The organism is Nocardia sp. NPDC003345, assembly GCF_053589395.1.
The window spans coordinates 1-14,529 of the sequence record NZ_JBSFRU010000147.1 but is presented as its reverse complement, the minus strand read 5'-3'; the positions used below and the strand labels follow the sequence as shown (position 1 = coordinate 14,529).

Here is a 14,529-nt window from a genome sequence, read left to right as displayed (position 1 = left end):
AAATCCGGGGGGAACGCGCCCGCATCCTCCGATCGGAGGATGCGGGGAGGACACGAGGAGGATCCGCGACCGCCGCGGCCTCGGCGCGGTCACATGCGCGCGTACTTGGCGCAGGCGAAATCGTAGAGGCCGTAGGCGGCGATCCCGAGCCCCGCCGCGATCAGCAGGAACATCCCGAATGGCTGGGCCCCCAGCGTTTTCAGTGCCGCGTCCAGGCCCGACGCCTTACCCGGGTCGGCCTGCGCGACCGCGACGATCACCAGCGCACCCACGCCGCCGATGGCGAGGCCCTTGCTGAGGTAGCCCACGGTCCCGAGCCGCCGCAGCAGCGCGCTGTCGGTGCGCAGTTCTTTCATGAACTTGCGCGTCACACCCTTGTAGACGTGATAGCCCCCGACACCGATGATCACCAGGCCGGCGACGACGAGGACGGCTTTGCCCGCCGAGTTCTGCATCAGCCGGGCCGACAGGCCGGCACTCTCACCACCACTGGACCGTCCGCTGCCGCGGATGAAGCCGAAGGCGGTGACACCGTAGGAGATATAGACCAGCGCGACGGCGAACGCCTTGACCCGGTGCAATACCGCGGATCCACCGCTCTTCTCCGCCAGCCGGGCACCGATCCCGAGGATCGCCTCCGCGAGCCGCCACAGCGCCATGAACGCGAACGCGACCAGGCCGATCCACAGCACGAACACACCGCCGGGTTCGGCGGCCAGCGTCCCCATCGCACCGGACTGATCCGTGGCGCCCCCGCCGGATCCCAACGCGATACGCACCGCGAGATATCCGATCAGCAGGTGCACGACACCGGCCATGACGAAACCGGCGCGGGCACCGCGCTCGAACGCGCGATGACCGGTGATCCGGTGCATCGCCGAAGCCGGTCTGGACAGCGAAACCTGGGACATCGAGACCCTCCTGCTACCGGAGGAGCGCCGCCACCGCGGCCCCGGGCACCCTCGGCCACGCCTGCCCGGGGGAAATTCCCTGAACGGCGCGGCTTCTCAGTGCCTGGGGTACCGCTGCTGCGCGCGCCTCCTTCGTGATCGAACCGATGCCCGCCGCATACCCGGCAGCCACCGCACGAAACGGTCACGCGGGCACTGCTGGATGGGACCGCCGCTCATTCGGTGCCGTCGGCGGTATCGAGCAGCCCCGCCAGCTCGTCGAGCAGGACGACGACCCGTTCCCGCTGCGCGGGTGCCAGATGCGGCAATTCGACGGCCAGGGCACTGTCGATCGGGGCGCGGCCGCGGGCCCGGAAGACGTCCTGGGCCACCGTGGGATTCACCGTCACCCGGACCCGGCGCGCGTCGTCCGGATCGGGTGCGGTCGTCAGCAGCTCCTGCTCCCGGAAGCGGGCCACGATGCGCGAGACCAGGCTCTGGGTGATCGCGGTCCGCCGGGTGATATCGCGAATGGACGAGGCGGGATGCAACGCGACGTCCTCGAGGACCGCGTATTCGCTGGGGGGTATCCGGCGGCGACCGGTGTTCCCGGTCGCGACGAACGCGATCGCCCGTAACCGGCGGGCGATCAAATGCAGGCTGGCAGCGTCCACCCACGGCAATATACATCTCTATTCATATAATTTAAGATCCATCACTATGTATGGAAAATCCGGCGCCTTCCACCGGGCCCGCCACGGGCTGGATACCGACCTCGGCCTGTTCCGCACGCACCGCCGCGTCCCGCTGACCACCGTGGTTTCCGGGCGCACCGTGCTGATCACCGGCGCGTCCTCGGGGATCGGCCGCGCGACGGCGGTGCGGCTCGGAGCGGCCGGTGCCACCGTGGCGCTGGTGGCCCGCCGGGAAGCGGAACTGGAGGAGGTCGCCGCGGAGATCCGGCAGCACGGCGGCACGGCCACCGCGCATCCCTGCGATCTCAACGATTTCGACGCCCTCGATACCACGGTGGCCGCGATACTCGCCGAACACGGCGGCGTGGACGTTCTCGTCAACAATGCCGGGCGTTCGATCCGGCGCCGGCTCGACGAATCCTATGACCGCTTCCACGATTTCGAACGCACGATGCGACTGAACTACTTCGCCGCCACCCGCCTGATGCTCGCGGTGCTGCCCGGTATGCGGGCCCGGCGGTCGGGTCATATCGTCAACGTACTGTCGGTCGCGAACCAGTTCGGCGGGCCGGGCTACAGCGCCTACGTGGCCTCCAAGGCCGCCCTCGATTCTTTGGCCGGCAGCCTGGACGCCGAAACGCTCTCGGACAACGTCCGCTTCACCTCGATGTACATGCCGCTGGTGCGAACTCCCATGCTCGCCCCCAACGCGCGCTACCGCGACAGCGCCGCGCTGACACCGGAGCAGGGGGCCGAGGCCGTATGCCGGACGCTTATCGATCGCCCGCGTCACAGCGGACCGCTGCTGGGCCGCCTGGCCGCGCTGCTCGATATCGCGTTCCCCGAGTACTCGGCGTCCAAGCGCCACGCCAGGTTCACCGGCGGGATGTGAACGGCGGCGACTGGCCCGCCCGGAAATAATAGCGTACGGTGTACGTTGTTGCGTGCCGGCAGCGATACCGGCGCGCGACCCCACCATCCGGAACCGCGCCGTCAGGAGTCGACCCATGCCCCGACCGGGCCGTACCGCCACCCCGCCCCGCTGGCTCAAACCCATGAACCGTGCCTTCCTGCTCATCCGGAAGTTCGGCGGCATGCGGGAGCTGACGGTGCTCACCGTGCCGGGCCGGCGTAGCGGTAAACCGCGCAGCACACCGCTGACCGTGATCACGCTCGACGGCGACCGCTATCTGCTGGAGGGATTTCCCGGCGCCGATTGGGCCCGCAACATCCGCGCCGCGGGCGGATTCGCCGAGTTCGCCACCGGCCGCACCGTGGAACGTGTACACCTCGCCGAACTCGAACCGGAGGCGGCCATACCGGTGTTGCGGGCCTGGCCGGAACTCGCCGGTACCGACGGCCCGCGCCTCATGCGCGACGCGGGCGTGGTCGAGGCGGTGACACCGGATGCGTTCGCCACGCTGGCGGGACGATGTGCCGTCTTCCGCATCGATCCGGCCTGACGGATCCCGGCCGCGGGCCGAACGACACCCCGGCATCCGCCCGAACGGCGTTGCCTCGCAACGTCCGACGGCGGATGTGCCGTGGTCCGGGCCCCGCTAAGCTCATCGGCGATGACCATCGACCTCATGCTCGACTCGCTCGACGGACTATCGGTCGGGGATGCCCTGGGAGCGGAGTTCCCGGTGATGCGCCGCACGCTCGCCGAACTGCGCGCGGGACATCTCACGCCCGGACCGTGGGGCTGGACCGATGACACCGAGATGGCGTGCTCGGTGGTGACCGAACTGCTGGCGCACGGGAGCATCGACCAGGATCGGCTGGCCGCGGCCTTCGCCCGCCGGTTCGATCCGCGCCGCGACTACGGCTTCCTCGCGGTCACCACCCTGCGGCGGATCGGCCGCGGCGAGCCGTGGCGGGCGGTATCCGCCGCCGCCTACGACCACCAGGGGTCGTGCGGAAACGGCGCGGCGATGCGGGTCGCGCCGCTGGGTGCGTACTTCGCCGCGCGCCCGGAACGGATTGTCACCGAGGCGGTCCGGTCGGCGGAGGTGACGCATCTGCACCCCGAAGGCGTGGCGGGCGCCGTCGCGGTGGCGGTGGCCGCGGGAGTCGCCGCCCGGGCCCGCGGCGCAGCGGCCCGGCCCACGCCCGGCGAGTTCGTCACCGCGGTGCTGGAACCGCTCGCCGACAGCGAGACCACCCGGCTCATCCGGCACGCCCGCACTCTGCTCGGCGCCTCCATCGAGCAGGCCGCCGCCGAACTGGGCAACGGGTCCCGGGTCACCGCCCAGAACACGGTGCCGTTCACGATCTGGGCCGCCGCGCGGCATCTCGACGACTACCCGGCCGCGGTCCTCACCTGCCTGGAGGCCGACGGCGATATCGATACGACCGCCGCCATCACCGGCGGTATCGTGGCCGCCTGCACCGGTTCCGGATCCGGCGCCGCCGGGCCGCCACCGGCGTGGGTCGCGGCGCGCGAACCCCTGCCCGCGTGGTTCACGCGCGAACGTGAGGCGCGAGCCCGTCCGGCATCGCTGTCCGGCCGGATCCGCCGCCTGTTCCGGAGTTCCTGACTCCCGGACGCGGGCCCGCTACGGATAGCCGGTGGCTATCGGTAAGGTGACGCGCAGCACGCGCGCGCTGTCGCGTCCGAGTAATTCGCATCGATGATCGTCGGCGTCGTGGCCCGCCTCGGGCGGCCGGACACCGCTGCCAGTTTCGAAATCGTGTCGAGGACGAACTGAGAGGATCTGATGGGCCGGGATCTGACGCAAAAAGAGTTGCTGGTGGAACTGGAGCCGGTGGTCGCCGAGAATCTCGACCGGCACCTCGGCACCGCCAAGGAGTGGCATCCGCACGACTACGTGCCCTGGGACGAGGGCCGTAATTTCGCCGCCATGGGCGGGCAGGACTGGGATCCCGAGCAGTCACGGCTGTCCGAGGTCGCCAAGATCGCCATGATCACCAACCTGCTCACCGAGGACAATCTGCCCTCCTACCACCGCACGATCAGCGAGCACTTCTCCCGCGACGGCGCCTGGGGCACCTGGGTGGACCGCTGGACCGCGGAGGAGAACCGGCACGGCATCGCCATGCGCGACTATCTGGTCGTCACCCGCGGGGTCGACCCGGTGGCGCTGGAGAACGACCGGATGGTGCACCTGACCCGCGGCGTGCACGCGCCCGAGTATTTCCACGGCATGCTCGACCAGGTGGTCTATGTGACCTTTCAGGAGCTGGCCACCCGGATCAGCCACCGCTGCACCGGCAAGGTGTGCGACGACCCGGTGGCCGACGCGCTGCTCAAGCGGATCGCCACCGACGAGAACCTGCATATGCTCTTCTACCGCAACCTCGCCGACGCGGCGTTCGACCTCTCGCCGGACCAGGCGATGGAATCGGTCACCAAGATCATCCTGGATTTCGCCATGCCGGGCCGCGGTATGCCGAACTGGCGGCGCAACGGGGTGCTGATGGTCAAACACGGCATCTACGATCTGCGCCAGCATCTCGACGAGGTTCTCATGCCGGTGCTGCGGATCTGGCGGGTCTTCGAACGCGAGGATTTCACCGCCCGCGGTGAACAGGCCCGGGAGCGGCTGGCCGAATATCTGGAGAAACTCGGTAAGGATGTCCGGCGGTTCGAGGAGCAGCGAGCACGTCTGGTCGAACGCGAGGCGCGCCGGGCCGCCGCGGTGGGCTGACCGGGCGCCGCCGCTAGTCGGCCGGAGCCGCCGCCGGAGTCCGCGCGGCGGGTAGCCGGATCGCGCCGCACAGCAGCGCGGCCACGACACACAGGCCCGCGGCCACGAAGAACGCGCTGTCGTAGGAGCCGTGGGCGTCGCGGATATATCCCGCGCCGAACGCGGCCACCGCGGCGCCGATCTGGTGTGCCGCGAAGACCCAGCCGAAGACCACCGGGGCCGCGGCGCCGAACCACCTGCGGCACAGCGCGATCGTGGGTGGTACGGTCGCCACCCAGTCCAGGCCGTAGAAGACGATGAACACCCAGGTACCGGGCTCGGCATGGGGTGAGAGCAACGCGGGCAGCGCCAGCAGCGACGCACCCCGGCCCAGGTAGTAGATCACCAGCAGGAGGCGGGCGTCGACCCGGTCGGTGAGCCATCCGGAGAACACGGTTCCGGCGACATCGAAGATGCCCACGGTGGCTAGTAGGGAGGCCGCCACCGTGGTCGGCATCCCGTGATCGTGCGCGGCCGGGATGAAATGTGTACCGATCAACCCGTTGGTGGTCATACCGCAGATCGCGAAACTGGCCGCCAGCAGCCAGAAGGCCCGTACCCGCAACCCCTGGGCCAGCCCACTCGCGGCGGCCGCGAAACTGCCGGTGGGCAACGGCTCGGGCGCACCGCCGGGTTCGCCGCCGAACGGCGTGATGCCGATGTCCTGCGGCCGGTCGCGGATGAACAGCAGCACCAGCGGGATCACCGCGAGCGCGGCGACGGTCACGATCACCGAGGCCCAGCGCCACCCGAACCGGTCGGTCACATCGGCCACCACCGGCAGGAAGATGAGCTGTCCGGTCGCCCCGGCCGCGGTGAGCAATCCGGTGACCAGGCCCCGGCGCGCGACGAACCAGCGGGTCGAGACGGTGGCCACGAAACCCATGGAGATGGATCCGGTCCCCAGCCCGACCAGCACACCCCACAGCAGGACCATCTGCCAGCTCGCCGTCATGAAGATGCCGACACCGGTCCCCAGCGCGATCGCGACCAGCGCCCCGGTGAGGATCGGCCGCACGCCGAATCGGTCCATGAGCGCCGCGGCGAACGGAGCGGTGACGCCGAACAGCACCATATTCACCGACATCGCGGCGCCGATGGTGGCATGCGACCAGCCGAATTCGTGGTGTAGCGGGGTCATCATCACGCTGGGCACCGCGCGGAACCCGGCCGCGCCGAGTATCGCCACGAAACTCACACCGGCGACGATCCACGCGAAATGCACGCGTGGTCTGCGGCCCCCGGGCGCCGGGGCCTTGCCGGTATCGATATGGATCGTCACGAGGATTCAGCATCCGGTAGCGGGCGCACGGCCACCAGTGGCAGGATTGCCAATATGCGGGAAAATCATGCCACCGGATCGATCGGTGGCGCCACACCCGAGCGTCATCGGATCGCCGTGCTGCTACTCGAACCCGCGATCGGCTTCGACGCGACCATTCCGCCGCTGCTGTTCGGCGAGGCCACCGGCGACGGCGGAGTTCCGCTGTACGAGGTGGTGCTGTGCGCGCTCGAGCCGGGGCCGGTGCGGACAACATCCGGGTACTCCCTGGTCGCCACCGCCGGCCCCGAAGCACTCGCCGTCGCCGATACCGTGATCGTGCCGGGCACGCGATACGCGCCCGCCCGCCGGGACGGGCGCCTGAACCCCGCGCTCGCCGCGGCATTGGCGGCTGTTCCGGCCGGAACCCGGATGGTGTCGATCTGCACCGGCGCCTTCGTACTCGCGGCCGCGGGCCTGCTGGACGGCCGCCGCGCGACCACCCATTGGCAGTACGCCGACGCGTTCCGCCGCCTGTACCCCGCGGTCGAACTGGACGAATCGGTGTTGTTCGTGGACGAGGGCAGCCTGCTCAGTTCGGCCGGCCTGGCCGCCGGAATCGACCTGTGCCTGCACATCATCCGGCGCGATCACGGCGCCGGGGTGGCCAATCGCGTGGCCCGGCACTGTGTGGTACCCGTCTTCCGCGAGGGCGGGCAGGCACAGTTCATCGAGCATCGGATCCCCGACAGCGACGACCGCAGTACCGCGAGCGCCCGGGCCTGGGCGCTGGGAAATCTGGCCGAACCGCTGAGTGTGGCGACCCTGGCCGCGCATGCCCGGATGAGCCCGCGGACGTTCAGCCGGCGCTTCCAGGCGGAAATGGGGATATCGCCCGGGGCGTGGCTGCGCGACCGCCGGATCCAGCGGGCCCGCGAACTCCTGGAATCCGCGGATATCCCGATGGACGCGGTGGCCGCGAGATCCGGGCTGGGTTCGCCGGATAATCTGCGCCACCACCTGCGACGCAGCCTCGGTATGTCGCCGTCGGCCTACCGCCGCACCTTCACCGCGCCCTGACCGCGGCACGAGATCCGAATGTGTCCCGCGTCTCTGCGCGCATACCCCGGCGAAGGCGGGGTATGACGGCGGAGTCTTCGTACCGGCCACGCCGGTACGGATAATTTTCTGCCGGATCCACCTTGGGAGAAGTAGCCGATCATGATCGTTTCGCAGACCGCCCAGCACACCGCCCCGGCCACGGGGACCGCGCACGATTCGCGGGTACGGCGGTACGGCACGGTGATCTGGTTCGACGCCCAGAAGGGGTTCGGCTACCTCGCTCCCGAAGACGATATCGCCCCGGTGTACGTGGAGTACCGCAGTATCGACGAGACCGGTTACCGGACGCTGTTCCAGGGCGAACGGGTCGAATTCACCAGCGCCCAGCGCCCGGGCGGCGCGGAGGCCGTCACCGTACGGCGTTGCGAGCGGCCCGACGCCGCCTCGCCGGTCGCGAGCGCGCACGGCGTCGGGTAAGCACTGGGCGGAACCTGCCCGAAACCGGTGTTTCGTTACCGCTGCCATGGGCAATCGCGGCCCATGGACGCCGACAACGTGAGTAGGGCAGACCCACCGGACGCCCCGCGCGGGCCGCATACCCAGGTCACCGTCGATGATCTGCGACGACTGCTCGCGGCCCCCGACGACCGGGCCACCCTGGTGCTCACGGCGGGCCGGATCGACCTGGAGACCGACACCGAGGCCGTCGCCCGGAGCCTGGCCGTCGTCACGCGGGCCGAACTGGCCGCGCGGGTCGGCACGGATCCGGACCCGACGGCACTCGGCAACCAGGCCGCCGAGTTGAACACGGAGATCCGGCTGCTGGGTTCCTGAACCGGTTCCGGCGGCTCAGTAGAAAACCGGCCCGGGCACCCCGCCGCCCACCGCGACCGCGTCGCCGGTGATCGCGATACTGCGCGGTGAGGCCAGGAAGGTCACCACATCGGCGACTTCCGCGGCATCGATGACGCGGGCTACGGAGTTCGTCGCCAGCCCCGCCTCGAGTTCGGCGACCGGCGTGCCGGATTCGCCGGACCGCGCGGCCAGGCGTTCGGTGAGACGTTCGGTGCGGGTAAGTCCGGGGTGCACCACGGTCACGTTCACCCCGTGCGGGCCGAGTTCGTCGGCCAGGTTCTTGGTCAGCGCGGAAACGCCGACATTACGGACCGTCTGGGCGATCGAATTGGCCTGCCGCGCCCCCAGGCCGCTGATATTGATGATCCGGCCCCAGCCCTGCGCCACGAGGTGCGGAGCGACCGCCCGCGCCGTCCGCAGATATCCGAGAACCTTGATCTCGACCTCCCGGCGCACCACCTCATCGCTGGTCTCGGCCAGATTCGCGGGAGCCCCGGCACTCCACGGCGTCGCCGCCGCGTTGACGAGAATATCCACACCGCCCAGTTCGGCGATCGTCCGATCGACCAGTTCCCGGACTTGCTGGTCGTCGCCGGTATCGGTCGCGATTCCGAGCACCCGCCGGCCCGTCTCCGCGGCCACCGCCCGCGCCGCCGCCGTGAGCGTGTCGGCGGAGCGGGCCGCGAGCACCAGGTCGACCCCCTCGGCCGCCAGCCCGCGGGCCACCGCCAGCCCGATACCCTTACTGCCGCCGGTGACCACGGCCCGTTTCCCGGCCAATCGCAAATCCACGTGCGTGACGCTAGCAACCGGCGGGACGGGAAACGCGGGTCGTGCTCAGCTCGAGCCGAATACCGGGTTGTAGGCTCACGCCGTGTCCAGGACCTCCGCCGTACGGTCGTCGCGGGTCCGCGCCGGGACCGGCAGCGGCGGCCTCGTGCCGACCGGATCCGCTCGCGGCGCGGCCCTCCGATCCGGCGGTACGGCGCCATCGATCATCCCGGGTCACACCGAATCGAGTGTGCGGCTCGCATGAGCGGCATGTTGATCCGGAACGCGGAGGTCGACGGCAGGCCCTCGACCGATGTACTGCTGCGCGGGGGCACGGTCGCGGCGCTCGGACCGGATCTGCCGGCAACCGGGCTCCCGGTGCTCGACGCCGGCGGCGGCGCGCTGCTGCCCGGTCTGCACGATCACCATCTGCATCTGCATGCCCTGGCGGCCGATTCGGCGTCCGTGCGCTGTGGCCCGCCGCGGGTGCGGACCGCGGCCGAACTGGCCCGGGTCCTGGCCGCGGCGCCCGGTGACGGCTGGATCCGCGGTACCGGATACGTCGAAACGGTTGCCGGGCTGCTCGATTCGGCCGCCATCGACAGGTTCTGCCCCGGCCGGCCGGTCCGGATCCAGCATCGCAGCGGCGCCCTGTGGATGCTCAATTCCGCGGCCGCCCGGCTCGTGGGCCTGGACACCGCGACCGCACCGGGCGTGGAGCGGGACGACAGTGGCCGGGTGACCGGGCGGCTCTGGCGCGCGGATACCTGGTTGCGGTCGCGGTTACCCGATTCCGGGCCACCCGACCTCGCCACGGTCGGCGCTCGGCTCGCCCGCTACGGGATCACCGGGATCACCGACGCCACCCCCGATCTCACCGAGACCTCGCTCGCCGCCCTGATCCGCGCCGCGACGTCGGGCGCGTTACCTCAGCGGCTGAACCTCCTGGGTGTGCCGCTCGACCGCGCGGCCGGCCCGGATGTGACGGTGGGTGCCTACAAGATCGTGCTCGCCGATTCGGGGCTCCCGGATATCGACACGCTCACCGCCACCGTGCGTCGCGCGCATACGGGCGGGCGGCCGGTCGCCGTGCACTGCGTCAGCCGGGAGGCATTGCTCATCCTGCTCGCCGTCTTCGCGGAAACCGGGACGATAGCGGGCGACCGGATCGAGCACGGCGCCCTGATCCCGGCCGAATCCATCGACGCGCTGCGCGGATTCGGGCTCACCGTCGTCACCCAGCCCGGTTTCCTCGCCGACCGCGGCGACGACTATCTGCGCCGTGTCGAACGCGGCGATCTGCCCGATCTCTATCGCTGCCGCAGTCTGGCAGCGGCGGGGGTGGGACTGGCCCTGTCCAGTGATGCCCCGTATGGCCCCGCCGACCCGTGGCGGGTCATCGCGGCGGCCGTGACCCGCCGGGAGCCCGGAGGCACGGTGATCGGGGCAACCGAGACGCTGCGACCCCGGCACGCCCTCGGCCGCTATCTGACCTCGCCGCACGACCCCGGCGGAGCCGAGCGAATCGTCGCGCCGGGCGCGCCCGCGGATCTGGTGCTGCTGGACCGGCCGATCGCGGCGATGCTGCGTCACCCCGTCGCCGAAGCCGTGCGGGCGACCTTCGTCGGCGGGCATCCGGTTTTCGCCGGTTAGCACGAGCCGGACGCCACCCGGAGGCGGATGCGTGCGGGTCCGCCGGTCACCGCCCGGCCGCCGGATCCGCGATCTCGTCGATCAGTCCCCAGACCAGGGCCCGTTCCGTTCCCAGCGCGACGCCGGTGATGAACAGATGCAGGGCCCGCCAGCGGCCGATCCGGCGCGGCAGGCTCACCGTCCCGCCCGCGCCGGGTATCAGTCCCATCGCCACCTCGGGGAGCCGGAAGACGGTATCCGGCGCGGCGACCACCCGCCCGGCCAGCGCCGGGATCTCGATCCCCGCCCCGACACAGTGGCCGTGCAACCGGGCCTCGGTGCGGTCCGCGATCCGGGCCAGCAGCCGGGCCGCGCCGCCCCGGGTACGGATCAGATGCGCGGTCACGATATCAGGAGTGTGGCCGAACTCGTCGAGATCGCCACCGGCGCAGAACGACGGGCCGGTACCGTCCAGCAGGATCCGTGTGAACCCGGCGGAAACCGCGACCCGTAACGCGTCGACCAGGGCATCCCGCACAGCGGTTCCATACGCGTTACGCCGTTCCGGCCGGTTCAGCGTGATACGCAGCGTATCCCCGGTGGCGTCCAGGAGGACGGGGTCGGTGACCGGCGGGGGTGGCAGCGGGCGGCCCAGGCCACGGCGCGCGGTGAGCCAGTCCGCGAATTCCGCCCCGCCCTGCAGGGTGGAGTACGCCAGCGATTCCATATCGATCGCGGCCGGCACCGGCAGATCCGTACCGGCCCGCAGCACCTGCGCGGCGATATGGGAGGCCTGCGGGCAACGCCGCACGCGGTCCAGGAACTGCCCGACCGCGTGCGATGCGTCGTCGCAGCCCACCACCGCCCGGTCCGCGGGATCCGGCCCGGTGACGTAGGTGAGGTCCAGCGCCGCGGTGAGCGGAGCCAGTTCGGGCCGGATCGGCGCCGAGCCGACCCCCAGCACCAGCCCTCCCCACTCGGGCACGCGGGCCGCGGCGGCAGCGGCAGTGGGCGCGTCGACGCCGTCGAGATCGACGAGCAGCACCGGTTCGAGCAGCGAGGTCGCGTCCAGCGTCGCCACCCGGGCACCGTCGCCGGCCACCTCCGCCGCCGTGAGGGTCCGCACGTCGATATCCATGTCCGCCCTCCTGACCTGTGGCTAGAAATTAGCAGGCGACGCATGGCCCCGCCGCCCACGGCTCGTCATCGGGGACGGCCCCGGCGGTGAACGACGGTCAATCGGCGAGGTAGGCGACCAGACTGCCGACGAGTCCGTCGAGGGCATCGTCGAGATCCCCGTAGGTGCCGAGAGTTCGTTCCGAGGTGATACCGCGCATGGCGGCGGGCAGGAGCGCGGCCACCTGCCGGATCTTCACCGGATCCACCGGCAGATCGGCGAATTCCCGTTCACAGGCCTTGTCCCAGTTCGGTTTCCAGGACGCCAGTTCCGCCGCCGTGCGGGGATAGTCGCGTTCGAGTTCGGCGTGGTCCCGGGGCAGCGCGGCGCGCAGGGTCTCGATCGCCAGCGATTCCGGAGTACGCAATCCGATGGCCATGGTCTCGACCATGGCGGCCACCCGCTCCCGCAGCGTGCCCCCGGGTTTGATCCCGGCGGGCAGATCGCCACGTTTATCGGCGGTATGGCGCAGTACTGCCGCCCACAGCCCGTCGATATCGCCGAATTGGTATTTCACCACTCCCCAGGTCGCGCCGATATCCCGGGCGATCCGGTTCCCGGAGACCGCCGCGGGATCGCCGGTCGCCAGGGACGCGATCGCCGCCTCGAGCATGCTCTCCCGGGAGGCGAGGCCGCGCTTGTTCGCCCGTCGCCCGCCTGTCGCCACATCCGCCACAGGGAGCCAGTGTACCGGCCGTGAACAGGCCGGAACCAGTTTCATCGAACCCTCTTGCATTCTTTGCCGGGCCCTTCTATTCTCGGAAGCGCCGCGTGGCCCGGGTCACAGCGGACGATCGCCGTGTACCGCATTCCGCCGAGCCTGGAGGATCGAGATGGCACCACCACCCCTGTCGATGGAGCCGACGGGCTGGTTCCAGGTCGCCTGGTGTGGCGAGATCACCGTGGGCGCGGTCCACCGGATGAAGTACTTCGGCCGCGAGATGGTCGCCTGGCGATCCGCCTCCGGGCAACTGTCGGTGTTCGACGCCTACTGCGAACATCTCGGCGCCCATCTGGGCTATGGCGGGCGAGTGGAAGGCGAGAACCTGGTCTGCCCGTTCCACGGCTGGGAATGGAATCGTGAGGGCCGCAATGTCTGCGTTCCCTACGAGGACCACCCGAACCGCGGCCGCCGAATCCGGAGCTACCCCGTGGCCGAGCGCAACGAGGCGGTCTGGATCTGGTACGACATCGACGGACGCCCACCCTATTTCGAGGTCCCGGATATCTTCACCGCCTTCGGCGACGACCGCAGCGCCACGGACTACTATCCGCCGGTGCCCGCCGCCACGCTGTACCGGCAGGGACTGGAACTGCATCCGCAGTACATCATGGAGAACGGCGTCGATTTCGCGCATTTCAAATATGTGCACAAGACCCCGTTCGTCCCGGAGTTCACCCGGCACGATTTCTCCGGCCCGGTGTCCTATGTCGACTTCACCATCGCCTTCGACGCGAAGGCGGACGCGGCCGGTAGCGGGGTGGAGTCGATCAATGCCGGGCTGGGATGCTCGATCACCAAGAGCTGGGGCATGGTGGACAACCGCACCATGCCGGCCGTGACACCGGTGGACGATCGCACCTCCGATGTCCGGTTCACCGTGTGGATCGGGCGCAAACCCGGTGAGGACGGCCCGGAGATCAGCGAATACGGCAGGACCATGGCGGGCTTCGTGATCGAACAATTCGAAGCCGATGTCCATATCTGGGCGCATCAGCGCTATTCGGACCCACCGGCACTCTCGCGGAAGGAATATCAGGGCTTCCGGGCGCTGCGGGAATGGGCCCGGCAGTTCTATCCCGGCGAGGCCGCCGGCGGCGTGATCCCGCGGACCGGTGCCGCCCGGCCCGCTCCGAACCCCGATGCCACCGCCGGCCGGATCTGATCCGCACCACGGTCGCGCCCGGTCTCCAGTACACAGAAAGGCTTTCGACGATGAGCAGCAACGGCAAGGTCCGCGTTTTCCAGGTCGCGACGGGCAACCTGGGCACGGAGATGATCGGCCGCATCCGCGACCATCCCGACCTCGAATTGGTGGGCCTGCACTGCTATTCACCGGAGAAGATCGGCCGTGACGCCGGTGAGATCGTCGGGCTGGACCCGGTCGGCGTGATCGCCACCGGCTCGGTGGAAGAGATCCTGGCGGCCCGCCCCGATGTCCTCACCTTCCATGGCGTCTTCCCGGACGAGGATCTCTACGAGAAGGTTCTGGAAGCCGGGATCAATGTGGTGACCACCGCGGATTGGATCACCGGATTCCACCGCGACACCAATCACCGCCACCCCTCGGGCCGCGCGGTGAGCGAGGTGATCCAGGCGGCGTGTGAGCGCGGGAACTCGACCTTCTACGGCACCGGGATGAACCCGGGCCTGTGCCAGATCCTCGGAATCGTGCACACCGCCGATGTTTCCGAGATCGAGAACATCACCGTCACCGAATCGGTCGATGTCTCCTGCCACCATTCGGTCGACACC

At 70.0% G+C, this 14,529-nt stretch carries 15 protein-coding genes and 1 pseudogene; 10 read left to right on the top strand and 6 right to left on the bottom strand.

All coding sequences use genetic code 11. The features are described 5' to 3' along the window. Nucleotides 1-89: 89 nt before the first annotated feature. The gene (locus ACWDU1_RS17435; protein WP_449999630.1) at nt 90-911 is read right to left on the bottom strand and encodes a DUF1206 domain-containing protein; all 822 of its coding nucleotides are present in this window, start codon (nt 909-911) and stop codon (nt 90-92) included. Between the two features lie 215 nt (nt 912-1,126). After that, a complete protein-coding gene (locus tag ACWDU1_RS17430) occupies nt 1,127-1,564 on the bottom strand; it encodes a MarR family transcriptional regulator (protein WP_449999628.1) in 438 nt (145 codons plus the stop codon). 46 nt (nt 1,565-1,610) lie between these two features. Between ACWDU1_RS17430 and ACWDU1_RS17425 the strand changes: the two genes are divergently transcribed. From ACWDU1_RS17425 to ACWDU1_RS17410, 4 genes are all read left to right on the top strand, one after another. Continuing rightward, a complete protein-coding gene (locus tag ACWDU1_RS17425) occupies nt 1,611-2,477 on the top strand; it encodes an SDR family NAD(P)-dependent oxidoreductase (protein WP_449999626.1) in 867 nt (288 codons plus the stop codon). Nucleotides 2,478-2,592: 115 nt separating this feature from the next. Then, a complete protein-coding gene (locus ACWDU1_RS17420; protein WP_449999625.1) occupies nt 2,593-3,048 on the top strand; it encodes a nitroreductase/quinone reductase family protein in 456 nt (151 codons plus the stop codon). A 111-nt stretch (nt 3,049-3,159) separates the two neighbouring features. Further along, a complete protein-coding gene (locus ACWDU1_RS17415) occupies nt 3,160-4,125 on the top strand; it encodes an ADP-ribosylglycohydrolase family protein (RefSeq protein WP_449999623.1) in 966 nt (321 codons plus the stop codon). Between the two features lie 180 nt (nt 4,126-4,305). Next, nucleotides 4,306-5,256, top strand: coding sequence for an acyl-ACP desaturase (locus tag ACWDU1_RS17410; protein ID WP_449999621.1), 951 nt, complete (start codon nt 4,306-4,308; stop codon nt 5,254-5,256). Nucleotides 5,257-5,269: 13 nt separating this feature from the next. Here the strand turns inward: ACWDU1_RS17410 and ACWDU1_RS17405 are convergent, their stop codons facing one another. Next, complete coding sequence (locus ACWDU1_RS17405) at nt 5,270-6,571, bottom strand: MFS transporter (RefSeq protein ID WP_449999634.1); 1,302 nt, start codon at nt 6,569-6,571, stop codon at nt 5,270-5,272. A 60-nt stretch (nt 6,572-6,631) separates the two neighbouring features. Between ACWDU1_RS17405 and ACWDU1_RS17400 the strand changes: the two genes are divergently transcribed. From ACWDU1_RS17400 to ACWDU1_RS17390, 3 genes are all read left to right on the top strand, one after another. Then, entirely contained in the window at nt 6,632-7,636 is a 1,005-nt protein-coding gene (locus ACWDU1_RS17400; protein ID WP_449999619.1) for a GlxA family transcriptional regulator, read from the top strand. 222 nt (nt 7,637-7,858) lie between these two features. Next, nucleotides 7,859-8,095, top strand: a complete 237-nt coding sequence (locus ACWDU1_RS17395; RefSeq protein ID WP_449999632.1) for a cold shock domain-containing protein — start codon at nt 7,859-7,861, stop codon at nt 8,093-8,095. 78 nt (nt 8,096-8,173) lie between these two features. Then, complete coding sequence (locus ACWDU1_RS17390) at nt 8,174-8,452, top strand: hypothetical protein (protein ID WP_449999617.1); 279 nt, start codon at nt 8,174-8,176, stop codon at nt 8,450-8,452. A gap of 15 nt (nt 8,453-8,467) precedes the next feature. On the opposite strand, the gene ACWDU1_RS17385 is transcribed toward ACWDU1_RS17390, so the two are convergent. Further along, nucleotides 8,468-9,265, bottom strand: coding sequence for an SDR family NAD(P)-dependent oxidoreductase (locus tag ACWDU1_RS17385; protein WP_449999615.1), 798 nt, complete (start codon nt 9,263-9,265; stop codon nt 8,468-8,470). Between the two features lie 240 nt (nt 9,266-9,505). On the opposite strand from ACWDU1_RS17385, the gene ACWDU1_RS17380 reads away from it, so the two are divergent. Continuing rightward, nucleotides 9,506-10,897, top strand: coding sequence for an amidohydrolase family protein (locus ACWDU1_RS17380; protein ID WP_449999613.1), 1,392 nt, complete (start codon nt 9,506-9,508; stop codon nt 10,895-10,897). Nucleotides 10,898-10,943: 46 nt separating this feature from the next. Here ACWDU1_RS17380 and ACWDU1_RS17375 read toward each other — a convergent pair whose 3' ends face one another. Continuing rightward, nucleotides 10,944-12,014: an enoyl-CoA hydratase/isomerase family protein gene (locus ACWDU1_RS17375; RefSeq protein WP_449999612.1), complete on the bottom strand. Its 1,071-nt coding sequence runs from the start codon at nt 12,012-12,014 to the stop codon at nt 10,944-10,946. Between the two features lie 97 nt (nt 12,015-12,111). After that, nucleotides 12,112-12,774: a TetR/AcrR family transcriptional regulator gene (locus tag ACWDU1_RS17370; RefSeq protein ID WP_449999610.1), complete on the bottom strand. Its 663-nt coding sequence runs from the start codon at nt 12,772-12,774 to the stop codon at nt 12,112-12,114. 112 nt (nt 12,775-12,886) lie between these two features. Between ACWDU1_RS17370 and ACWDU1_RS17365 the strand changes: the two genes are divergently transcribed. Further along, on the top strand, nt 12,887-13,939 hold the full coding sequence (locus ACWDU1_RS17365; RefSeq protein WP_449999608.1) for a Rieske 2Fe-2S domain-containing protein: 1,053 nt from the start codon (nt 12,887-12,889) through the stop codon (nt 13,937-13,939). A 50-nt stretch (nt 13,940-13,989) separates the two neighbouring features. Further along, nucleotides 13,990-14,529 (top strand): annotated as a pseudogene (locus tag ACWDU1_RS17360) (dihydrodipicolinate reductase); the annotation flags it as partial.

Coding starts and splice junctions, on each gene's coding strand:
- ACWDU1_RS17425 (WP_449999626.1), top strand. CDS start 1,611: ATGTATGGAAAATCCGGCGCCTTCCACCGGGCCCGCCACGGGCTGGAT.
- ACWDU1_RS17375 (WP_449999612.1), bottom strand. CDS start 12,014: ATGGATATCGACGTGCGGACCCTCACGGCGGCGGAGGTGGCCGGCGAC.
- ACWDU1_RS17400 (WP_449999619.1), top strand. CDS start 6,632: ATGCGGGAAAATCATGCCACCGGATCGATCGGTGGCGCCACACCCGAG.
- ACWDU1_RS17380 (WP_449999613.1), top strand. CDS start 9,506: ATGAGCGGCATGTTGATCCGGAACGCGGAGGTCGACGGCAGGCCCTCG.
- ACWDU1_RS17420 (WP_449999625.1), top strand. CDS start 2,593: ATGCCCCGACCGGGCCGTACCGCCACCCCGCCCCGCTGGCTCAAACCC.
- ACWDU1_RS17370 (WP_449999610.1), bottom strand. CDS start 12,774: ATGAAACTGGTTCCGGCCTGTTCACGGCCGGTACACTGGCTCCCTGTG.
- ACWDU1_RS17435 (WP_449999630.1), bottom strand. CDS start 911: ATGTCCCAGGTTTCGCTGTCCAGACCGGCTTCGGCGATGCACCGGATC.
- ACWDU1_RS17365 (WP_449999608.1), top strand. CDS start 12,887: ATGGCACCACCACCCCTGTCGATGGAGCCGACGGGCTGGTTCCAGGTC.
- ACWDU1_RS17410 (WP_449999621.1), top strand. CDS start 4,306: ATGGGCCGGGATCTGACGCAAAAAGAGTTGCTGGTGGAACTGGAGCCG.
- ACWDU1_RS17415 (WP_449999623.1), top strand. CDS start 3,160: ATGACCATCGACCTCATGCTCGACTCGCTCGACGGACTATCGGTCGGG.